At 51.3% G+C, this 21,038-nt stretch carries 18 protein-coding genes; 12 read left to right on the top strand and 6 right to left on the bottom strand.

Going from position 1 to position 21,038, the window contains the following annotated elements:
* Positions 1-181 precede the first annotated feature (181 nt).
* The 3 genes from RBH92_RS01640 to RBH92_RS01630 are packed head-to-tail and all read left to right on the top strand — an operon-like array spanning position 182 to position 3,810.
* The gene (locus tag RBH92_RS01640) at positions 182-928 is read left to right on the top strand and encodes a cation transporting ATPase C-terminal domain-containing protein (RefSeq protein WP_307932981.1); all 747 of its coding nucleotides are present in this window, start codon (positions 182-184) and stop codon (positions 926-928) included.
* Between the two features lie 42 nt (positions 929-970).
* A complete protein-coding gene (locus RBH92_RS01635; protein WP_307932980.1) occupies positions 971-2,827 on the top strand; it encodes a universal stress protein in 1,857 nt (618 codons plus the stop codon).
* Positions 2,824-3,810 (top strand): calcium/sodium antiporter, encoded by a 987-nt coding sequence (locus RBH92_RS01630; protein ID WP_307932979.1) that lies wholly within the window; start codon positions 2,824-2,826, stop codon positions 3,808-3,810. Before RBH92_RS01635 ends, RBH92_RS01630 begins: the two co-directional genes overlap by 4 nt.
* 61 nt (positions 3,811-3,871) lie before the next feature.
* Here the strand turns inward: RBH92_RS01630 and RBH92_RS01625 are convergent, their stop codons facing one another.
* Complete coding sequence (locus RBH92_RS01625; RefSeq protein WP_307932978.1) at positions 3,872-4,930, bottom strand: hypothetical protein; 1,059 nt, start codon at positions 4,928-4,930, stop codon at positions 3,872-3,874.
* A gap of 175 nt (positions 4,931-5,105) precedes the next feature.
* Between RBH92_RS01625 and RBH92_RS01620 the strand changes: the two genes are divergently transcribed.
* The 5 genes from RBH92_RS01620 to RBH92_RS01600 all read left to right on the top strand — a co-directional run bounded on the left by RBH92_RS01620 (position 5,106) and on the right by RBH92_RS01600 (position 9,109).
* Entirely contained in the window at positions 5,106-6,029 is a 924-nt protein-coding gene (locus RBH92_RS01620) for a histone deacetylase family protein (protein WP_307932977.1), read from the top strand.
* Positions 6,030-6,166: 137 nt separating this feature from the next.
* A complete protein-coding gene (locus tag RBH92_RS01615; protein WP_307932976.1) occupies positions 6,167-6,886 on the top strand; it encodes a c-type cytochrome in 720 nt (239 codons plus the stop codon).
* Positions 6,883-8,160: a cytochrome c gene (locus tag RBH92_RS01610; RefSeq protein ID WP_307932975.1), complete on the top strand. Its 1,278-nt coding sequence runs from the start codon at positions 6,883-6,885 to the stop codon at positions 8,158-8,160. Before RBH92_RS01615 ends, RBH92_RS01610 begins: the two co-directional genes overlap by 4 nt.
* A gap of 138 nt (positions 8,161-8,298) precedes the next feature.
* Positions 8,299-8,535 (top strand): DUF2281 domain-containing protein, encoded by a 237-nt coding sequence (locus tag RBH92_RS01605; protein ID WP_307932974.1) that lies wholly within the window; start codon positions 8,299-8,301, stop codon positions 8,533-8,535.
* On the top strand, positions 8,525-9,109 hold the full coding sequence (locus RBH92_RS01600) for a type II toxin-antitoxin system VapC family toxin (RefSeq protein ID WP_307932973.1): 585 nt from the start codon (positions 8,525-8,527) through the stop codon (positions 9,107-9,109). The genes RBH92_RS01605 and RBH92_RS01600 overlap by 11 nt, the downstream gene beginning before the upstream one ends.
* 261 nt (positions 9,110-9,370) lie before the next feature.
* On the opposite strand, the gene RBH92_RS01595 is transcribed toward RBH92_RS01600, so the two are convergent.
* The 3 genes from RBH92_RS01595 to RBH92_RS01585 form a co-directional block, all read right to left on the bottom strand.
* Positions 9,371-9,967 carry a hypothetical protein gene (locus RBH92_RS01595; protein ID WP_307932972.1) on the bottom strand — a complete coding sequence of 199 codons (597 nt, stop codon included), beginning with the start codon at positions 9,965-9,967 and terminating at the stop codon, positions 9,371-9,373.
* Positions 9,968-10,134: 167 nt separating this feature from the next.
* Positions 10,135-11,550 (bottom strand): threonine synthase, encoded by a 1,416-nt coding sequence (gene thrC, locus RBH92_RS01590; protein WP_307932971.1) that lies wholly within the window; start codon positions 11,548-11,550, stop codon positions 10,135-10,137.
* A 91-nt stretch (positions 11,551-11,641) separates the two neighbouring features.
* On the bottom strand, positions 11,642-12,955 hold the full coding sequence (locus tag RBH92_RS01585; RefSeq protein ID WP_307932970.1) for a homoserine dehydrogenase: 1,314 nt from the start codon (positions 12,953-12,955) through the stop codon (positions 11,642-11,644).
* 340 nt (positions 12,956-13,295) lie between these two features.
* Between RBH92_RS01585 and RBH92_RS01580 the strand changes: the two genes are divergently transcribed.
* From RBH92_RS01580 to RBH92_RS01565, 4 genes are read left to right on the top strand one after another with little or no spacing between them, the layout of a single operon-like run.
* Entirely contained in the window at positions 13,296-13,748 is a 453-nt protein-coding gene (locus RBH92_RS01580; protein ID WP_107804351.1) for a c-type cytochrome, read from the top strand.
* A 57-nt stretch (positions 13,749-13,805) separates the two neighbouring features.
* Positions 13,806-15,140: a cbb3-type cytochrome c oxidase subunit I gene (locus RBH92_RS01575; protein ID WP_307932969.1), complete on the top strand. Its 1,335-nt coding sequence runs from the start codon at positions 13,806-13,808 to the stop codon at positions 15,138-15,140.
* Between the two features lie 6 nt (positions 15,141-15,146).
* A complete protein-coding gene (locus RBH92_RS01570; protein ID WP_307932968.1) occupies positions 15,147-15,968 on the top strand; it encodes a CbbQ/NirQ/NorQ/GpvN family protein in 822 nt (273 codons plus the stop codon).
* Complete coding sequence (locus RBH92_RS01565; protein WP_307932967.1) at positions 15,965-17,917, top strand: nitric oxide reductase activation protein NorD; 1,953 nt, start codon at positions 15,965-15,967, stop codon at positions 17,915-17,917. The genes RBH92_RS01570 and RBH92_RS01565 overlap by 4 nt, the downstream gene beginning before the upstream one ends.
* Positions 17,918-17,960: 43 nt before the next feature.
* On the opposite strand, the gene RBH92_RS01560 is transcribed toward RBH92_RS01565, so the two are convergent.
* Positions 17,961-19,190 (bottom strand): pyridoxal phosphate-dependent aminotransferase, encoded by a 1,230-nt coding sequence (locus tag RBH92_RS01560; RefSeq protein ID WP_292924061.1) that lies wholly within the window; start codon positions 19,188-19,190, stop codon positions 17,961-17,963.
* A 221-nt stretch (positions 19,191-19,411) separates the two neighbouring features.
* Positions 19,412-20,920 (bottom strand): DEAD/DEAH box helicase, encoded by a 1,509-nt coding sequence (locus RBH92_RS01555; protein WP_307932966.1) that lies wholly within the window; start codon positions 20,918-20,920, stop codon positions 19,412-19,414.
* Positions 20,921-21,038: the final 118 nt, after the last annotated feature.

Raw genomic sequence — 21,038 nt, 5'->3', positions numbered from 1 at the left:
CATGGCGTTAAGTGCTTTGAGCACGACAAGGAGATGAGGGCGTTCTTGGCGAATTCCATCAGGGCCCGCAGATAGAAATCCAATCTGCAATAAGGCCGGATATAAGACTGCAGCCGATTCTTCGTATCGCTAAAACACGAAATATCTCTTGCCAGACCGGGAGGCGTCCATATAAGTCGCCATGGGTCAAAAAGGCACCGATGCCGCCCGCGAAGCATCCGATCTGGTTTTGACGGATGACAACTTCGCCACGATTGCCAGCGCTATCCGCGAAGGCCGCGTGGTTTACGACAATATCAAGAAATCGCTGATGCACATGCTGCCTACCAATGGCGGCGAAGCCGGTGTCATTCTGCTGGCGATCTTTGCTGGTTTACCGCTACCGGTAACCGCCGGTCAGATCCTATGGGTAAACACGGTCACGTCGGTCACGCTGGCATTGGCTCTGGCATTTGAACCGGCGGAGCGGGGTGTCATGACGCTTGCGCCACGCCCGCCCGGCGAGCCTTTGATCACGCAAGCGCTCGGGTTGCGGATTCTGTTTGTGATCGTTTTGATGGTAGCCGCGACATTCGCCATCTTCAATTGGGAATTGCAGCGCGGCAGCAGCCTCGAAACGGCACGCACCGCCGCAGTCAATATGATTGTGGTGTGCGAACTGTTTTATCTATTCAATGTCCGTCATTTTACGGCGCACGCATTCAGACTGGAAACGCTACGCGGCAACCCGGCGGTTCTGCGGGTATCCGGCATTCTGATCGTGCTGCAACTCGCCTTTACCTACACAGCACCGATGCATCATCTTTTCAAAAGTGTCGCACTCGATATTCATTCCTGGGCGGCTATACTCAGCTTGGGCTTACTATTGTTCCTGTGCGTTGAAGCGGAAAAAACTTTCCTGCGTATCGCCAGAATCGACCGTTTGTGAAAAGCCGGTTGCATATATTCCATACGCAAAGGAGCGCTATTAATGAAACTGATTAACCATGTCTTTGTTGCAACGGATTTGTCATCCCCATCCTTGCAAGCCATCGAGCGAGGCTTCGATATTTCCGGGATAACTTCGGCCCGCTGCACGGTCATGCATGCTCTCGGACTGAACGCTTTGGGTTCGCTGCAGGATCTTATCGGAAGCCAGGCTGCCGCCGTCGCGAGCAAGCTGGTCGATAAGCAGCGTAATGAATTGCATTCGATTATTTCCGATACTTCCCGCAACTGCGGAGTGGCTGCGGAAATTCTAGTCGAGGAGGGATTGCCCGCTGCGGCGATTCCGGCTTGCGCCGCCTCAACGAGCGCGGATCTTGTCATTGCCGGTTCCCGCGGGGATAACGCATTGCGCCGGCTTCTAATTGGCTCGACCGCCTCGCATCTGCTGCGCAAATGCCATTGCCCGGTATTGATTGTGAAAACCGGCGTCCGCGGTTCGTACAAGAAAGCTTTACTGGCGATCGATTTTTCGCCGGCCTCGGAACTTGCCCTCCGGATAACCCGTGAGATCGCTCCCGATGCCGGTATCGTGCTGTTCCATGCATTCGACGTGCCGTTCGAAGGGTTATTGAATTACGCCGGCGTCACCCAAGATGACATTAAGCGCTACCGGCACGGAGCCTGCGAGAAAGCGTTGCATTTACTGCACGAACTGGCCCGGAATGCAGGCTTGACGCAAGACCAGTATCATGCGCAGGTGGAGTGCGGCGACGCCACGCGCGCCATCCTCAATCAAGCCGAACGTCAAGATTGCGATCTGATCGTTATGGGCAAGCATGGCACGCACGTTACCGAAGAATTATTGCTGGGAAGCGTCACCAAACGGGTGTTGGACGAAGCGCCAACGGATCTCTTGGTAATCGTCGATGCGCGTTCTCCGGAATTGGCAACGCTCGGCGGAATGCAAACCGGCGGCCGTATTTCCGGCGAACCGGGCACGGAAAAAGATGCGCCCTCCTCGCCGTCCTTCCCGCCGCCGGCGCATTTACTGCTGGCGACCGATCTAAGCCCGCGCTGCGACCGCGCGCTCGACCGGTCTATCCAGCTGGCGCAGGCTTGGCAATCGCATCTGACAGCGCTCAATGTCTTCGATATTCCCGGCGCGCCGGATCAAATCCTGGCATGGGCCGCAGGCGATAAATCGTTTGATTTGCAACACGATGCGCGTCATCAGTTAAGCCAGGATCTGGCGAACATGGGATCGCGCGCCGACATCCGGTTGGTCCGCTCAACCGCGCCTGCGGATTCGATCACCCTCGTTGCCAGGCAAACCGGCGCTGGATTAGTGATAACCGGCGTAGCGCGGGACGAACCGCTCGGGCGTTTTCTGCTAGGATCCACTGTCGAGAAATTGTCGCAGACATTGGAACAGCCGCTGCTGATCGTCCGCAATCGTGTGCGTGGGCCGTATCGTAATATTGTCGCCGCCACCGACTTATCCCGGAATTCCAGTGCCGCGCTGCTTGCCGCCGCGCAGTGGTTCCCGCAATCCGCCGTGGATGTGTTCTACGCACACGAGCGTCCCAAAGCGATGGGTTCCGCGCCGGAAAGCGCAGCATTAAAACTTGCCGGTTCCGCAGTTCATGAACGTTGTGAGCGGTTCGTCACCGGCAGCGGCATCCCCCGGTCACGAATCAGGCGCATCGTACCGGTGGATGAAGCATTGGAAACTTCACTCACCTGGTATGTCCGCCGGCACGCAATCGATCTGGTCGTGATGGGTTCCAGTGAAAGCACCGGCTTGTTCGATACGCTGTTCAGAAATTCCCTTAACCGGGTTTTGCAATGGATTTCTTCGGATGTACTCGTGGTGCCCGCGGCAGATAAGCAAAGCGAATGATCGAATTACATCCGGTCATCATCTTCCTCGGCGGCTTGGTGATCATCGTCCTGGGAGCCGAGATGCTGCTGCGCAGCGCTACCCGGGTAGCCGCAATGCTCGGTGTCAGCCCGATCGTTATCGGCTTGACCATCGTTTCGATCGGAACCAGCACCCCCGAGCTAGCGGTCGGCATCACGGCGGTCGCGGAGGATAAAGGTTCGCTGGCGATCGGCAATATCGCTGGCACCAATATCCTCAACATTTTGTTTATCCTGGGCCTGAGTGCGGTTATCCGCCCGTTGCCAATCCGACTTCTGAGTATCAAACTCGATGTGCCGGTGATGATCGGATCGGCTTTCATTTTGATGCTGATGTCGCTTGACGGCGTCCTGTCTCGGATCGAGGGTACGCTGCTGGTGCTTGCCGCGGTGTTGTATACGATCTTGCTGATCAAAGAAAGCCGCAAGGAAAGTGCCGCAACCAAGAAAGAATTTTCGGAGGAATTCGGTGAGAAGCCCATTCCCAAAGCACACCGGTATCCGCAATATGCTCTACAGTCATTGCTGTTGTTCACAGGTATGGCGCTAACGGTATTGGGTGCGGATTTTCTGGTCGCGGGGGCGGTGAACATTGCCAAGACTTACGGCGTCTCCGATGCTTTCATCGGATTGACAATCGTTGCCATCGGCACATCCGCGCCGGAACTGGTAACGACACTCGTAGCCACTTACCGGAATGACCGGGACGTGGCGGTCGGCAACTTGATCGGCAGCAGTATCTACAACATTCTGGTGATCCTGGGTTTGACTACGCTGGCCGCCCCTGGCGGAATCGGCGTTGAAGATGATATTTTATGGATCGATTTACCGCTGGCGGCAATCGTCGCCGTTGCTTGCCTGCCGGTATTCCGCAGCGAGCGGATGGTATCGCGCAATGAAGGGATTGTTTTTGTAACTGCGTACATCTTCTATCTGACCATGCTGGTCATGCTGCGCACATGACGATGGCCGGCGCGGTCTGATGGCTATCTCAAATAACTGCCATCAGACCGGCAGCGATTGACTATTTCAAACCAGACAAATCCTGCTGATACTTGGATTTGCATTGTTCGCCTTTACCACCCAGATCCAATACCCCCGTCGTTCGCATACATTCGTTATACTCAAACAGGATTTCATTTCGTTTTTGCGCAACCTTTTGAGCGGTTTCGATAGCTGCCGACAATTGCTTCATTTGTTGCGTAATGTTTCGCAAGCCGCTATCCGAAGCGGCGCCGAGTCCCTCGATGCTTTCTTTGGTGTCATCCAGTTTTTTCAATGATTCTTGATTGATTTTTCTAACCTGCTCGGTAAGTGCCTGGTTAACCCGGTTGGAAACATTTCTCAGTTCATCGACATTTTGCTGCGTAATACCCGCCAATTTAGTCTGGTAATTATTCAGTTCTGCTTGCACGAAGGTGTTGATGCCGTCTTTAAAGCTATCCAGGGAACCGTCGAGCTCCTCCTTGAAAGCTTGCATTTTCTTTTCGACCAGCACTTTGACATCATCGTCCAGCTTGCGCACGATAGTTTCGGAAATTTTATCGACAGGCGGACGCGAATCGATAATCTCCGTTTTGGCCGCCGCCAAATCGGATTTGAGATCGTCAGCCAGCGTTTTTTGCTTGCCGTCAATTTGCGCGAGCGCGTTTTTCTCATTTTCCGCCACCAGCCAGGAAATCAAAATCAATTCCTTCTTCTTATCCGGCTTGATGCCATGAATCATTTCATCCAATACGCTTGCGGCCGCTTCTTTATCCACGATGCCTTTGGCATGCGCCAGACTGGCGGAATCCAGAAATTCCTGCAAATTCCCCTGAACCTCACCGACATTGGCATGCGCCCGGGCGGATACCATTGACTGGCGGTAAAACTCATACGGCAAATAGACAAACGCAACCAGCGCGCAAATGACCGACGCGACTGCTTTCCATCGCTTATGTTGAATATAGAAACTCAACCCGAAAAACACCAGAAATAACAGAAAAAGCGGCATCGTGATTTGCGTCAACTCCAGCCAGCCTTTTTCCATCAGCGACTCAATCGAAAGAAATTTCAACATGTTGCCAATAAACTCGTTCATCAATGACTCCCCATTTGATATGACGAAAATATACCATTACACAAAAAAACCGGATTGCTGATAATTTATCACGGTATACCCGGTTAATTGAATAAACTTTGCATTTTGAGACCACCCGCAAACGCGAGTATGATCGCCACACTGACTTTGAATTTACTTGGAATCGGAAAATAGCGTGCCAACAGCGTATATCACCCATCCGGATTGCCTCAAGCACAATATGGGATCGTTCCACCCGGAATGCCCGCAGCGGTTAATCGCCATCGAGAATGAACTGAAAACCGCCGGGTTGCTGGAACAACTGCAACGTTACGACGCGCCGCTGGCTACGACAGACCAGTTGGCGCGGGTGCACATTGCGGACTACATCGACAGCATCCGCCAGGCTTCCCCGGCTGCCGGGATCGTGGCATTAGACGCCGACACCGCGATGAATCCGTTTTCCTTGAGCGCTGCCTTACACGCTGCTGGCGCTGTCATTCTGGCGGCCGATCTGGTGCTGGCCGGTACGGTGAACAATGCGTTCTGCGCCGTTCGCCCGCCCGGCCATCACGCCGAATCCGATCGCGCCATGGGTTTTTGTTTATTCAACAATATCGCAGTGGGGGTGGCGCATGCCATCGCGCATCATCACCTGCAGCGCGTTGCCATCCTGGATTTCGACGTGCATCACGGTAACGGCAGCGAGGAGATTTTCCGTGGCAACCCGCACGTCATGCTGTGCTCGACATTCCAGCACCCTTTCTACCCCTACAGCGGCGCCGGCAGCGCGACCGAGCGCATGATCAACGTGCCGCTGCCGCGCGGCAGTAATGGCGGCGTATTCCGCCAGGCAGTAACCGACCACTGGCTGCCGGCGCTCGACCGCTTCAGGCCGGAGATGATTTTCGTCTCCGCCGGATTCGATGCGCACGAGGATGACGACATGGCGCAACTGAATCTGGAAGACGGCGATTACGTGTGGATCACGCGGCAAATCAAAGCGATCGCCGCGAAATACTCACAAGGCCGCATCGTCTCAGCGTTGGAAGGCGGCTATGAATTGAAATCGCTGGCGCGCTGCGTGGCGGCGCATGTTCGGGTACTGGCAGCGGACTGAGATGCGATTAACCAGGTTTATCATCCGGTTGTTTGGATTACAACTAGTGATATAAACTGCCACTTTGCAATTCCGCATGCTGGTTACTGACGGAGAATTACCGGTATTTTAATTATTTTTCAGGGATTCACGCATCAATGAAGTTCTTTATTTTCCTCTTGTTAACAATGATTACCGGTCTGGCAAGCGCTGTCGAACCGGCGTCGTCCAAAATACCCGATAACCTGGATGAACGGATCAAGCCTTGCATCATCTGTCATCGAGATGCCGACTTGATAGACCGGGATGCCTATTTCCCGCGTATTGCCGGCAAACCGGCCGGTTATCTCTATAATCAGTTGCGTAATTTCCGCGATGGACGGCGCTTTTATCAGCCGATGGCCATTTTGCTCGAAAACCTCTCGGATGAATACATGCGGGAAATCGCGGAGTATTTTGCTGACCAACCCTACACACATCCGGAGCCGGTAGTGCCCGCCCTGTCACCCGATGAAACAAAATCCGTGGAAACACTGATGTATTCCGGCGACCCCGAGCGCGATCTTCCGGCATGCAGCGCCTGCCATGGCGAAGCGCTGATGGGCATGCAACCGGCCATTCCCGGTCTGCTGGGCTTGCCGCATGCCTATCTGGCCGCACAGTTCGGTGGCTGGCGCAATGGCGGGATCATGCGCGGCCAAATACCCGACTGCATGTCGGAAATTGCAAAAAAACTGACACAAGAAGAAGTCAATGCACTGGCACTGTGGCTGCCCGGACTGCCGGTATCGGGGCAACCGGCCGGAGCGGATGCGCTGACCCCGGAACTGGCGCAACGCTGCCGGACTATTTTGTCCGTGAAGGAGGTGTCACGATGAGAAATGCAAGCGCGGCAGGGTTTACGAGCAAATGGCGAACCATCGTTGTTGCGGGTGGTTTGCTGTTTCTGGCGCAAGCGGCATCGGCTCAGATACCGGCTGATTCCGATGCGGAACAAGTCCGGCGCGGAGAGTACCTTACCCGCGCAGGCAATTGCATGGGATGTCATACCATGCGGGGTGGAGAACCTTATGCGGGCGGGCGTAAGCTGAATACGCCTTTCGGTGAATTCATCACTTCAAACATCACGCCGGATAATGAAACCGGGATCGGCCGTTGGAGCGGCGAGGATTTCTGGCAAGCGTTGCATCATGGAAAATCGAAGGATGGCCGCTATTTGTACCCGGCTTTTCCGTATACCGAATACACCAAGGTTACCCGGCCGGACGCCGATGCGATTTTCGCGTATTTACGCTCACTGCCGCCCGTCGCGCAAACCAATCCACCGCACAAGATACGCCCGCCTTACGATAACCAGACACTCCTGTTTCTCTGGCGGAAATGGTATTTCAAGGAAGGCGTCTATCAACCGGATAAATCAAAAAGCGATGAATGGAACCGGGGTAATTATCTGGTTCAGGGACTCGGACACTGTAACGCCTGCCATACCCCCCGCAATGTCTGGGGAGCCAGCCAGGACGATAAGCTCAGCGGCAGCAAAATCGTGGGAACCTACTGGTACGCGCCCTCCTTGATATCCCCGCTGGAAGCCGGCGTAGGTGAATGGCCGATCGAGGACATCGTCGAGCTGCTGTCCACCGGGATAAACGGCCATGCCGTGACTTCCGGCCCGATGGCCACGATTGTCCGGCAAAGTCTGCAATATCTATCGGATGAGGACATGCGTTCGATAGCGGTTTACCTTCAGTCGCTGGGCGAGAAGCAAGACCATGCCCAAGCGCCTCGAAAAGCCCGGAAAATGCCGGAACAGGTACGCCAATACCTGGCTCTCGGGGAGGCGGTCTATGAAAAACACTGCCAAGATTGTCACGGCAAATCCGGGGAAGGCACGCCCAAAATATACCCCCCGCTGGCAGGAAACCGCAACGTGACCATGAATCCCCCGCTGAACACCATCCGCAGCGTGCTGTATGGCGGCTACCCGCCTGCCACGGCGGGCAATCCGAGACCTTACGGCATGCCGCCCTATCAGCATTTCATCCGCGACATTGAAATCGCCCAGGTGGTATCTTACATCCGGAATGCATGGGGCAATGCCGGCAGTCTGGTGAGTCCGGAAGATGTCGATAACAGCCGAGGGAATGAATTCTGAAACGCTCAGGTTTTTCCGGAAGTTTTTTAGTTTGAGTGGGTATCAACACATATATGTTAGGATGCAGCAAAATTACGTATTCTGGAATTCCCTTATGCTGAAGCTATTTTTTGGGTGAATTAAGTTGAGTGGAGAATAATGATGGCAACTGGTAAGCAAGACACTCAAGCGTTGATCGACAAAATAAGGTCGCTCCCTACCGACCGGATCGCGGAAGTCGAGGATTTCGTCGATTTCTTAAAAACGCGGATGGAACAACAAACAGCGGCAAACGAGGCCAAGAAACCGCTGGTTTTTCCTGTGGTCAGCGTAGGCAAATGGCCGGAAGACTTGAGTCTGCACCGCGAAGATATGTACGAAAACGATGGCCGCTGACGGCGCGCTGTTCATCGACACCAACACACTGGTGTACGCCAATGTGCTGGAAGCACCGCTCCATAAAAACGCCCTGACTGCTATCACAACCGCCTTTGAAGACGGACGGGAACTCTGGATAAGCCGTCAGGTGATCCGGGAATACCTGGCCACCTTGACCCGGCCGCAGGCCTTCGGTGCAGTGCCGAAACAAACAGTTCTGGCCCAGATAAACCAATTCCTGGAACAATTCAACGTCGCCGATGACAGTTTAGCGGTAACAGAAAAACTCCTGAACTTGATGACGCGCTACGAAATCAGCGGCAAAAAAGTCCACGACGCCAATATCGTCGCCACAATGCTGGCTTACAGTATTCCAGCCATACCCATAACACCAAGGATTTTGAACGTTTTAGCGATATCGTCACAGTCGAAGCCATCGACTAGCCCGGCTTGTTCGCATAATCCCGGGCATTATGTGATCTGGCAAGGGTTTTCCCAACTCACGCATCCTGCCGTGGGCTTCGCGAGCTCAGTTTCTACATGGAGAATAGCCGGTGAGGATATATTCGTTGGAATACCGGAACACCGCTAACGCCGCTTCCGACTTACGACCTTCCTGCTTCTAATAGAATGAAGCAAGAATCGGTGATACGAAATTTAAATGGATCGTTCAGTTCATTATGCGTGCAATTTTTAACCGGCGGTCACGCAGGGCTTTTAGCGCGAATTCAGAAGACGTGAAGTAGTAGACAATCATCGGTAAATTTGATTCTTATACAGCGTCATATCAAAACACAACCTTGTGGATTTGTGACCATGGAAATAGTGTATCAAAATGCAATCCATTCACTCCTTATGCTTTCAGAGCCATAGCTGAAACTTGGGTATACGAACAATCATTTTTATTTACTCTACCGCAGAAATATGTTGGAGTGCTTTTTACTTGGCTACGTTCTTTCCTGAGCAGTCCATATTTATCTTCCATAAATTGTTCTTCAGCGGTTAAGATCTTGCCGAGGCGATCTTTGTTAGGTTCTACTGCTAAAAGCACTATGACAGGAACCGCCCTCAATTTCTTCTGGGCCACAACCAAATTTTCTGCATCTTTATGAAAATCTGATGAACGGAAATGCCATTTAAATTCACATAACATTATAGGGGTTTCAGCAGATTTCCAGATTGCAAGGTCGTATCGATAACGTTCTGTCCCTTCGGGGGCGGTATTTTCCTCCCCCGCAAGTTTCCATATTCCTCCCTGGAGTGCTTCTGCAGTAACACCATAACCGGCTATTCTTAGCTTATTTAATACTGAGTGAACAATAAACATTTCAGGACAAGAACGATATTTTCCGCTGTCGTGTTCGTAATAATGAGCTCCATATCGTTTACTTTCATTAGCGCTCTCTTTGGCAATCAATGAAAGCACTTTTATTATTTCAGATTTATTCATAATAAGCATCTTACGACTTTCTTAAGTTGAATAAGGCAGTATTACAACAGGGACTCCAATACTCTCTATACTTCGCACTAATTGAAGTTCAAAAATTTTTCCAACTACCATACTCATAAGGTGCCAATAAGCATAGCGCATTGCACCATCAAGCATCCGGTGCAATGCTATTGCGCCCCACTGAATTCATCAATATACGCCTTCACCGCCGCCACATCGGCATCCTTCACCACAAACCGTTGCGGCAAGCTTTCCAGGTTCTCGAAACCCGTTGGGCGTTCCGGTTCGCGGCCGATCGCTTCAACGATGCTCTCAGCGAATTTCGCCGGTAGTGCGGTTTCCAGGCAAATCAGCGGCACGCCGGTTTCGCGGTGCGCTTGGCCGACTTTGAGGCCATCGGCGGTGTGCGTGTCTACCAACACGTGATAGCGTTGGTAGATGTCGCGGATGGTGGTGATGCGTGCGGCGTGGTTGCTACTGCCTGAGACGAAGCCGTAATCCTGGATTTTCGCGAACAGCGGCGTTTGCGATAAATCGAAAGGCTTGCCTTGATCGACTGCTGACCACAATTCCCTAACCTGTTGCGCGTTGCGTCCGGTCAGATCGAAGATGAAACGCTCGAAGTTGGAGGCTTTGGAAATATCCATCGACGGGCTGCTGGTGTGTTGGGTTTCAGTAGTCGTACGCGGACGATACACGCCGGTGCGGAAAAATTCATCGAGCACGTCGTTTTCGTTGGTTGCGAGGATCAAGCGTTTGATCGGCAATCCCATCATGCGGGCGACATGTCCGGCGCAGATGTTGCCGAAATTGCCGGATGGGACGGCGAACGACACTTGCTCATCGTTGGTTTTGGTCGCAGCGAAATAGCCTTTGAAGTAATACACCACTTGCGCGACGATGCGCGCCCAGTTGATCGAATTGACCGTGCCGATGCGATGCGCTTCTTTGTAAGCATGGTCGTTGCTGACTGCTTTGACGATGTCCTGGCAATCGTCGAATACGCCGCGAATGGCGATGTTGAAAATATTTTTGTCTTGCAACGAGAACATTTGCGCAGTCTGAAAGCGGCTCATTTTACCGAGCGGCGACAGCATGAACACGCGGATGCCGCGTTTGCCGCGCATCGCGTATTCGGCGCTGGAGCCGGTGTCACCCGAAGTGGCACCGAGAATGTTCAATTCGTCGCCGGTTTTACCCAATTGATACTGAAACAGATTACCGAGCAATTGCATCGCGATGTCTTTGAACGCCAGCGTTGGGCCGTTCGACAATCCCAAAATATGCAACCCCGGCTCCAGCGTTTTCAGCGGCGTGATATCCGGTGTGCCGAACACTTCGGCGGTATAGGTCTGGTTGATGATGTTGCGCAAATCGTCCGCTGGAATATCGTCGACGAAACGCGACAGGATTTCAAACGCCAAGGCCGGATAACTTAAATTCCGCCATGCAGCAAGTTCCGCTGACGTGATTTGTGGATACGCTTCCGGTATCGCCAGTCCGCCGTCGGGCGACAGGCCGCTCAACAGGATTTCAGAAAAGGATTTGGGCGGCATGCCACCGCGGGTGGAAATATAACGCATGATTGGTCTCTTCAGGTTATACAGCAGCGAAAGGCCGGGGATGCGGCAAACGCCATCGAAGCAGTTTGCCGCGTTGCCGCCGGATTTCACATTAATTATTCAATTCTTCGATACGCAAGCGGAACACCTTACCGGTAACGACCGGCAGCGCTTCGATGCGGTTGATGGCTGCGTTGATGTTTTTCTCAACCGTCAAATGCGTCAACATGATGACGCTGACTTGATCGGACTCGTCGCTCGCCTCTTTTTGCAGCAACGCGCTGATCGAGATATTCTGCTCCGCGACGATGCGCGTGATTTCCGCCATCACGCCGGGTTTATCGACCACTTGGATGCGTAGATAATACGAAGTCTCCACGTCTTCCATCGGAATCACCGGTGTATCGGACAGCAAGTCCGGCTGGAACGACAGCGGCGGTACGCGATGCTTCGGATCGGCGGTATGCAGACGCGTGATATCGACCAGATCGGCAATCACCGAACTCGCGGTCGGTTCCGAACCGGCGCCGGCGCCGTAATACAGTGTCGCACCGACGGCATCGCCTTTGACCACAATCGCATTCATCACGCCTTCGACATTGGCGATCAAACGCTTGATCGGAATCAACGTTGGATGCACACGCAATTCGATGCCTTTCTCGACACGCCTGGTAATGCCGAGCAGTTTAATGCGATAACCGAGTTCTTCGGCGTAGCGGATGTCTTCGCCGGTCAGCTTGGTAATGCCTTCAATGTAAACCTTACTGAATTGCACCGGAATACCGAACGCAATCGCCGACATCAAAGTAATTTTGTGCGCGGCGTCGATGCCTTCAATATCGTACGTCGGATCAGCTTCGGCATAACCGAGTTTTTGCGCTTGCGCCAGCACCGTTTCAAACGACAGGCCTTTGTCGCGCATTTCCGACAAGATGAAATTCGAGGTGCCGTTGATGATGCCGGCGATCCAGGTGATGCGATTGGCCGTCAATCCTTCGCGCAACGCTTTGATAATCGGAATACCGCCCGCCACCGCCGCTTCGAACGCGACGATCACGCCTTTGGCGCGTGCAGCGGCGAAAATTTCGGTACCGTGATTAGCCAGCAGCGCTTTGTTCGCGGTCACCACGTGTTTACCGTTGGCAATCGCTTCCAGAATCAACTCCTTGGCAATGGTTTGGCCGCCGATCAACTCAACGACAATATCGATCTCCGGATTCCGGGTAATTTCATGACCGTCGGAAGTCACAATGACGTTGGCATCGGCCAGGCTGCGCGCTCTTTCCAGATTGGTATCGGCAATCATTTTGATGACGATTTCCCTACCCGCGCGGCGCGCGATTTCTTCTTGATTGCGTTTCAAAACGGTATAGGTTCCGCCTCCCACCGTGCCGATACCTAATAAGCCAATTTGTATGGGTTTCATAAATTTAAGAATAAAAACAAGTTATGGAATGAACGCGATTATATACGATAATAGCGGTCCGGCGTTTGGCGGCTCTGTCCGTGTGAACACTCACCCGAATTACAGCAACTTAATTGTTTGCCCCTCCTCATTTCAAGCAAGTCCCTGATAAGATTTTCCGTCAAGCGCAAAACCGTTCCTTATTTGTTCCCTGTTTTCTGACACGGCTTCTCATTCCGGATGATTTAGGCTAGAATCGATAAAGATTCTAGGAAAATGATATATCCATTTGATAATTATGGATAATTTACCTTTTTAGTAAAAGGGTCTTTCATTGTTTGTCAAAGAGGAGTCGCGCATTATGGCCGAGTATTTAACCAAATCAGCCGCTCGCAATATTTTCTATGGCGGTTCTATTTTTTTTCTGGCCGTTTTTACGGCGTTAACCATTCACACGCATTTCTACATGGTGAATGTAGCCACCGATGAGTCCACGCTGACAGAATCGGTTGCGCGGGGTAAGCATGTGTGGGAACGCCATTCCTGCATCAATTGCCATTCACTGCTTGGAGAAGGCGCTTATTTTGCGCCCGAGTTAGGCAATGTTTGGATTCGTTACGGCGGCAAACAAAGCCCGGAAGGCGCCCGGTTAGGGCTCAAAGCCTGGATGCGCGCGCAACCGACCCGTATCGAAGGGCGCCGGCAGATGCCTCAATTCAATTTAACCGAGCAGGAACTGGATGATCTAGTCGATTTTCTGGAATGGACAAGCCGTATCAACACCCTTGGCTGGCCTCCCGGAATATCCGGTTAATCCTCGCGATCTTTCAGGCAAATTCATTCATCAAGACGTTTTCATGGAGGCATAGTAATGAAATATCACACACAGGGACTTGCTTTTCCCTATTTTGTCGCTGCTTTGGCATTGTTTCTGGTTCAAGTTTTGGCCGGTCTGCTGGCAGGCGCCATTTATGTGTTTCCTAATTTTCTTTCTGAAACGGCGCCTTTCCATATTATCCGGATGATACACACGAATGCGTTGCTGGTTTGGCTGCTGTTGGGTTATTTCGGCGCCAGTTATTTTCTGATTCCCGAAGAAAGCGAAAGGGAAATTCACAGCCCCAAACTCGCATGGCTGCAATTGGGCGTTTTTGTCTTTGCCGCATTGGCTGCGGTCGGCAGTTACCTGTCAGGCGTACACGAAGGACGGGAATTTTTGGAACAGCCTTTTTGGGTCAAAATCTTGATGGTTATCGCTTTCCTGATATTTATTTACAATATCACCATGACCGTGCTCAAAGGGCGCAAAACGGTGGTATCGATCGTGTTGCTGCTGGGTTTATGGGGTGCAGCCATTTTCTTCATGTTCGCTTTTTACAATCCCGACAATCTGGCTGTCGATAAATTGTACTGGTGGTGGGTCGTGCATGTATGGGTGGAAGGTGTGTGGGAGTTGATTATGGCAGCCATGCTGGCGTTCCTGCTGATTAAGCTGACCGGTGTCGATCGCGAAGTGATTGAGAAGTGGTTGTATGTGATTGTCGGTTTTTCGCTATTCAGCGGTTTGCTTGGCACCGGCCATCATTACTACTGGATTGGCGCGCCGGAATATTGGCACTGGATCGGCATCATATTTTCTTTCCTCGAAGTCGTTCCATTTTTTGCCATGATGCTGTGGGCTTTTTACCTGGTCAAGAAAAGCGGCCGGAACCATCCGAACAAAGCCGCGATTCTCTGGAGCCTGGGTTGCCCGGTGATGGCCTTCATCGGCGCCGGATTGCTCGGTCTGATGCACAGCTTCCCATCGATTAATTTCTATACGCATGGCACGCAATTGACCGCTGCGCATGGCCACTTGGCCTTTTACGGCGCCTACGTGATGCTGAACCTGGCGTTCTTCACTTACGCGTTACCGGCATTGCGTAAGTTGCAGCCGTTTAACCAAACCTTGAATATCTGGAGTTTCTGGCTCATGAACACGGCGATGATCGGCATTACGTTTGCACTGATATTTGCGGGTATCCTGCAAACGCACCTGCAACGCGTGCTGGAAATGGGATACATGCAAGTGCAATCGCAAATTGAATTGTTTTATTGGTTGCGCCTCGGTTCCGGAGTATTTTTCATCATTGGCGCATTACTGTTCATCTATTCGGCATTAGGGCCCGCGCGCGAAAAAGCCTTGTCACCAAGCTACGCGCATTAACGCTTGATGATCGATCACAGTACCGTTCAACAATCCGCCGGAGCGGCGCTCGTTCCATTTTACCGGCCAACCGGTAATGAATGCGCACTGTTTGAAACCGCCTATCGTGAAGGTCTGCCGCTGCTCATCAAAGGACCGACCGGTTGCGGCAAAACCCGTTTTGTCATGCACATGGCCGCTCGTCTGGGACGGCCATTGCACACGGTGTCCTGTCACGATGATTTGACAGCGGCGGATTTGACCGGACGTTATTTGCTGCAAGGCGGCGAAACTAAGTGGATGGATGGACCGTTGACGCGCGCGGTGCGCGAAGGTGGCATTTGTTATCTGGATGAAATTGTGGAAGCTCGCAAAGATGTGACAGTAGTGCTGCATCCCTTGACAGATGACCGTCGGATTTTGCCATTGGAACGCTCCGGAGAATTGCTCGAAGCCCCGCAGCAATTCATGCTGGTAGTATCCTACAATCCGGGTTATCAGAATATTTTGAAATCCCTGAAACCCAGCACGCGCCAGCGCTTCGTTTCCATCAGCTTCGATTTCCCGCCGCCGGCTATCGAGGCTGAAATCATTGCGGCCGAAAGCGGTTTGCCCGAGCCGCAATGCATCCCTCTCGCTGCGCTGGCGCAACGGTTGCGCGCCTTGAAAGATGTTGATCTTGAAGAGGTAGTATCTACGCGTTTACTGATTTATTGTGCCACGCTACTGAAGAATGGCTTGGATCCCCAACAAGCTGCCGAGGCGGCGCTCGTCGAGCCTTTATGCGACGACCCGGAAGTTAAACAAGGGTTGCTCGAACTCATCAACGCAACCTTCGGCCAGCCATGAATTGGCTTGAATTGACCGAATTGGAAGAACAAACAGGCCGTTTATGGCACCGCATGGTTGGCGCACCTTCCAGTTACCGGCATTATCCGGAAGCGGCGGTATCACTGGACGATGTGCGCACTGCACTCGGAATTTTTTTCCGCGGACTAGGCGGAGCTCCAGGCGTAGGTATCGTTGCAGGAACGCCGCAATCCTCGGAACATCGGCTGACAATGCGGCAGCGCCTCGGTCTGATGAAAGAATCGCTGATCCCGGTTGAATGCAATGCGGAACGCGTATTGCTGCCGCAAGCGCTGGATTTTTTTCCCGATAACGACCTGAACCGGCAACATTATTTCTGGCTCGCAGCATTCTTCGCCACGGCGGGCAATTACCGATCTTCACTGCCCCTTAAGTTCCAGGATCCTTTACAAACCGATCTTGCATTTTTGCATCGGGCTTACTGGATAACTCAATCTATCACCGAGTGCTACCCAGGCTTGGCGCAGAGCTACCGCAGGCTTTGCGCGGCCCTCCGGGAACAACGGCCGCGCCGTTCACTGACGGCGCAAGAACAGGGTATCGAAAGCGTTATTCAAACAATGCTGGGTAATCAATTGTGCATAGATTCTGCAGGAGAAGTCTTTCTGCAAGCTGTCCTGCAACCGGCGCCCGATTTCACACAATGGCGCGCAGCCCGGAATTATCGTCCCTTTCTGCCAGTCCCGCTGTGGGGCAGAGTGAATTTTTATCCGGAATCCGCAAATGCCGGCCCGGATGTTCTGGATGACGGTGCCGGCAATAATTCTGAAGCCGATGAAAGACACCGCAAAAAGAAAAGCCGGCGGAAAAAACAAGATCAAAGCGCTCGGGATGATCCGTTGTTATTGAATCGTTTCGAAAAATTGATGAGCTGGTCGGAAATGGTCAATGTCAATCGGGCAGTGCAAGACGACGAAGTGGATGCCGCCAAAGATGCTGCCGAGGCGCTTGAAGAAATCACACTTAGTCCGCATGAACAACGCGCTGCCACTCGATTGAAGTTTGACTTGGATCTTTCTCCGGATGATGTCAATCCGGAGATATTGATTGCTGAACTGGCTTATCCGGAATGGGATTTCAAGCGCAAACAATATCACACCCGGCAATGCCGGATTATTTTCCAGAACGCGCTTGAAGATAACGAACGCTGGGAACCGGATTCTCACGCGAAAAAACGTTTTCGTAAAATTCGCAGGCAATTTGAGGCATTGCAGCCAAAACGCGAAAAGTTGCGTCGCCAACTGGATGGAAATGAACTCGATATGGATGCCTTCGTGCGCGCACGATGCGATCTGCATGCAACCGGCACGTACTCCGACCGGGTCTACCTCGATACACGGCAGCAATCCCGCGATTTAAGCGTAGCGATTCTGATGGATGTTTCATTGTCTACAGACAGTTGGATAGGTGGAAAACGTGTTCTTGATATCGAAAAAGAAGCATTAATTACCCTTGCGACAGGCCTCGCTACATGCCGCGACAGATTCGCCATTTACACATTTACATCGCGCAAGCGGGATTATGTGCGCATCTCCGAAGTAAAAGACTTTAATGATGCGTTTGATGCTCGGGTACTTCGGCGTATCGCATCATTACGTTCCGGGTATTACACGCGCATGGGCGCAGCTTTACGTCATATCAGCAAGCTTCTAAATCAGCGCACGGAGCGCCATCGCCTGATCTTGCTGATAACCGACGGCAAACCGAACGATCTGGATTATTATGAGGGACGTTACGGTATCGAAGATACTCGTCAAGCTATCTTTGAAGCCCGCCATGCAGGGTTATCGGTGTTTGGAATCACGATAGATCATCAAGCGCAGGATTACTTTCCCTATCTATTCGGTCGAGGCGATTATGCCATTGTCGCCCGGCCAGACCGGCTCTCTCAAGTACTACCTAAAATTTACCGGCAATTAGCGCAATAAAGAACACAGTACAAGCTACGAATAGTGCTAATTAGAGTAACTATCAATTAGTGCCCAGGCGTTTGCGATAGCGATGCAAAAAATTTGCAATGCGGCCAATCGCTTCGGTCAGATCGTCGGTATTCGGCAAAAACACCACGCGAAAGTGGTCAGGATGTTTCCAATTGAAACCGGTGCCTTGCACCAGTAGCACTTTTTCTTCCAGCAGTAAATCGAGCACCAATTGCTGATCGTCTGACACCGGATAGATTTCCGGATCCAGCCGCGGAAACAAATACAACGCGGCTTCCGGTTTAAAACAACTCACACCGGGAATATCGGTCAGCAGTTTCCAGGCGGTATCGCGCTGTTTCATCAACCGTCCGGTCGGCATGGTCAGATCGTAAATACTTTGATAGCCGCCCAACGCGGTTTGAATGCCGAACTGCGATGGCACATTGGCACATAACCGCATCGAAGCCAGCATATTGAGTCCGGCAATATAATCACGCGCATGGGATTTCTCTCCGGATACCACCGCCCACCCCGAGCGAAAACCTGCTGCGCGATAATTTTTGGACAGCCCGTTAAACGTGATGAACAACACATCGTCAGCCAGCGAAGCAATCGATGTATGTACTGCGTCTTCGTAGAGAATCTTGTCGTAAATCTCGTCGGCGTAAATGATTAACTGGTGCTGCCGCGCGATCTCGATAATGTCGAGCAATAATTCTTTCGGATACAGCGCACCGGTTGGATTGTTCGGATTGATGATGACGATGGCTCGCGTTCTCGGATTGATCTTCGCGCGTATGTCGTCCAGATCGGGCAGCCAGCCGGTTTTCTCGTTGCATTCATAATGACGCGCCACACCGCCCGAGAGTACCACCGCCGCTGTCCAGAGCGGATAATCCGGCATCGGAATCAATACTTCGTCGCCGTTGTCGAGCAACGCTTGCATGGTCAGCACAACCAGCTCAGATACGCCGTTGCCGATAAAAATGTCGTCAAGCTGAACGTTCTTGATTTGCTTTTCCTGCGTGTAATGCATGATCGCTTTGCGTGCCGCGAACAGCCCCTTGGAATCGCAATAACCGGAAGCCGCTGACAAATTGCGGATCACATCCTGCAGAATCTCTTCCGGCACATCGAAGCCGAATGTTGCCGGATTACCAATGTTCAATTTGATGATGTGATGGCCTTCATCTTCCATCTGTCTGGCACGATCCATTACCGGCCCGCGAATATCGTAACAAACATTGATTAACTTGCTGGACTTTAAAATGGGACGCATGGCAATGACATGAAATTGTGGAGATTAAATTACTAATTCAGCCTAATAATCACAATAGTTGCAATCTAAGAAATTTGGCATTATATACGTTATCTTCGCTACTCCACATCGATAACAAATCGATCTTTCCTGTTAAATCCGCCTTTTCGCACATTTTCTTTTTCTGAAATTGATCACAATCTTTTTATTGAACATTGGCCGGTACAATCATGCGCAGAGAATTATTCCGCCTTATTTCTAATCGCCGGAGAAATGAATAAAGCAGGTACTGGCTTTCTTGAATGTTGCCGATGCGTTGCTGCATGTATTTTCCCGCCGTTGTTTGCTAATTCCGAACTGTTATCCGGATAACTTGAAACATAAGGCTCTGTAAATAATGGATCGATTATTTTATTGGCCTTGTTTTTTCTATTAGTATTTCTTGCTGCCTGCCCTTTGTTAAAAGGCGCTATGCCTTCATTGCTTTTCACTGAAGATTGAGAGTTCGCAACGCGATTGCGCACACCGGATTTGCTCTTTGGACCGGCTAATGCAGTTTTATTCTTAGAATCGGATGATTGCATTAAGTCTAAGTCATCCTTTCTACTCACTTGTTCTACTTTTAACTTCAGTCCGATGAGTTTTTCAATGCTCGCTACGAGTTTATTTTCTTCCCGGCTGACTAACGAAATCGCGGTTCCTTTTCTTCCAGCTCGGCCTGTACGCCCGATCCGGTGTACATAGTCTTCCGGATTACCCGGCAATTCAAAATTTATCACGTGCGTCAGTTCTTCAATGTCCAATCCCCGCGCCGCGACGTCTGTCGCTACGAGTACTCGGACCAGACCTTGTTTAAACTCTTCCAGTGCTTTGGTGCGTTGTAATTGATTTCTATCTCCGTGAATGGCTGCGCAGGTAATGTTTCGCCGACTTAACTGCTGAGCCAATCGATCAGCACTGTGCTTGGTTCTGGTAAAAATTAATACTTGCTGCAATGCTTGCTGCGAAATTAAATCCACCAAGAATTCTTGCTTCAGCTTTGTATCTACGGGATACAGAACATGCGATATCAGATCACTCACTGAATTCTGTTTTGCAACCTCGATTGATGCAGGATTAATTAAGATTTTACTCGCGAGTTTCTTGATTTCTTCAGAGAAAGTAGCCGAGAACATCAGGTTCTGGCGCTTTTCCGGCAACAATTCAATTATTTGCTTGATATCTGGCAAGAAACCCATATCCAGCATCCGGTCGGCTTCATCTAGTACGAATATTTCCACCTTTGAAAGCACAAGGTTTTTTTGCTGGAGATGATCCATTAATCGTCCCGGCGTCGCTACCAGAATTTCCACACCCGATCGAAGCGCTTCTATCTGTGTATCAATGTTGACACCACCATAAATCACGGTGGATCTCAGTAATGAATATTTTCCATACGCCTTAACGCTTTCGTAGACTTGTATTGCAAGTTCCCTTGTTGGAACCAGAATTAACGCCCGAACGGAGTGACGGGCTGGGGAAGCGCTGCTGTTGGCATGAATTTCCAATCTTTGCAGCATGGGTAAGGTGAAACTTGCCGTTTTACCTGTCCCTGTCTGTGCGGCCCCCATCACATCTTTGCCTGCTAATATGACCGGTATTGCTTGCACCTGAATATCAGTCGGTGTTTTATAACCTTCTTCGGATACAGCGCGCAGCAAATTGGCTGCAAGATCAAGCTGCTCAAAAGACTCAATTTTATTGCTACTCATATTTTACGAATGTTTTACCTTTCTTAATTTTTCTAAGCTTATATCCACATGGGCTTATAAATAGTTGCGTTTTTAAAACGAAAAGAACCCGTACAAAATAATTTGCACGGGTTCTTTA

Origin of the sequence: Nitrosomonas sp. sh817, assembly GCF_030908545.1 — a bacterium.
Lineage (GTDB): Bacteria > Pseudomonadota > Gammaproteobacteria > Burkholderiales > Nitrosomonadaceae > Nitrosomonas.
Note: the sequence above shows the minus strand (reverse complement) of the source record. Positions and strands in the feature narration are given on the sequence as shown.

What these genes read in the sequence shown, in the direction of transcription:
- RBH92_RS01580 (WP_107804351.1), top strand. Translation starts at nt 13,296, where the DNA reads ATGGCCGAGTATTTAACCAAATCAGCCGCTCGCAATATTTTCTATGGC.
- RBH92_RS01575 (WP_307932969.1), top strand. Translation starts at nt 13,806, where the DNA reads ATGAAATATCACACACAGGGACTTGCTTTTCCCTATTTTGTCGCTGCT.
- RBH92_RS01640 (WP_307932981.1), top strand. Translation starts at nt 182, where the DNA reads ATGGGTCAAAAAGGCACCGATGCCGCCCGCGAAGCATCCGATCTGGTT.
- RBH92_RS01555 (WP_307932966.1), bottom strand. Translation starts at nt 20,920, where the DNA reads ATGAGTAGCAATAAAATTGAGTCTTTTGAGCAGCTTGATCTTGCAGCC.
- RBH92_RS01570 (WP_307932968.1), top strand. Translation starts at nt 15,147, where the DNA reads ATGATCGATCACAGTACCGTTCAACAATCCGCCGGAGCGGCGCTCGTT.
- RBH92_RS01595 (WP_307932972.1), bottom strand. Translation starts at nt 9,967, where the DNA reads ATGAATAAATCTGAAATAATAAAAGTGCTTTCATTGATTGCCAAAGAG.
- RBH92_RS01635 (WP_307932980.1), top strand. Translation starts at nt 971, where the DNA reads ATGAAACTGATTAACCATGTCTTTGTTGCAACGGATTTGTCATCCCCA.
- RBH92_RS01605 (WP_307932974.1), top strand. Translation starts at nt 8,299, where the DNA reads ATGATGGCAACTGGTAAGCAAGACACTCAAGCGTTGATCGACAAAATA.
- RBH92_RS01610 (WP_307932975.1), top strand. Translation starts at nt 6,883, where the DNA reads ATGAGAAATGCAAGCGCGGCAGGGTTTACGAGCAAATGGCGAACCATC.
- RBH92_RS01585 (WP_307932970.1), bottom strand. Translation starts at nt 12,955, where the DNA reads ATGAAACCCATACAAATTGGCTTATTAGGTATCGGCACGGTGGGAGGC.
- RBH92_RS01565 (WP_307932967.1), top strand. Translation starts at nt 15,965, where the DNA reads ATGAATTGGCTTGAATTGACCGAATTGGAAGAACAAACAGGCCGTTTA.
- RBH92_RS01625 (WP_307932978.1), bottom strand. Translation starts at nt 4,930, where the DNA reads ATGAACGAGTTTATTGGCAACATGTTGAAATTTCTTTCGATTGAGTCG.
- RBH92_RS01600 (WP_307932973.1), top strand. Translation starts at nt 8,525, where the DNA reads ATGGCCGCTGACGGCGCGCTGTTCATCGACACCAACACACTGGTGTAC.
- RBH92_RS01630 (WP_307932979.1), top strand. Translation starts at nt 2,824, where the DNA reads ATGATCGAATTACATCCGGTCATCATCTTCCTCGGCGGCTTGGTGATC.
- thrC (WP_307932971.1), bottom strand. Translation starts at nt 11,550, where the DNA reads ATGCGTTATATTTCCACCCGCGGTGGCATGCCGCCCAAATCCTTTTCT.
- RBH92_RS01560 (WP_292924061.1), bottom strand. Translation starts at nt 19,190, where the DNA reads ATGCGTCCCATTTTAAAGTCCAGCAAGTTAATCAATGTTTGTTACGAT.
- RBH92_RS01615 (WP_307932976.1), top strand. Translation starts at nt 6,167, where the DNA reads ATGAAGTTCTTTATTTTCCTCTTGTTAACAATGATTACCGGTCTGGCA.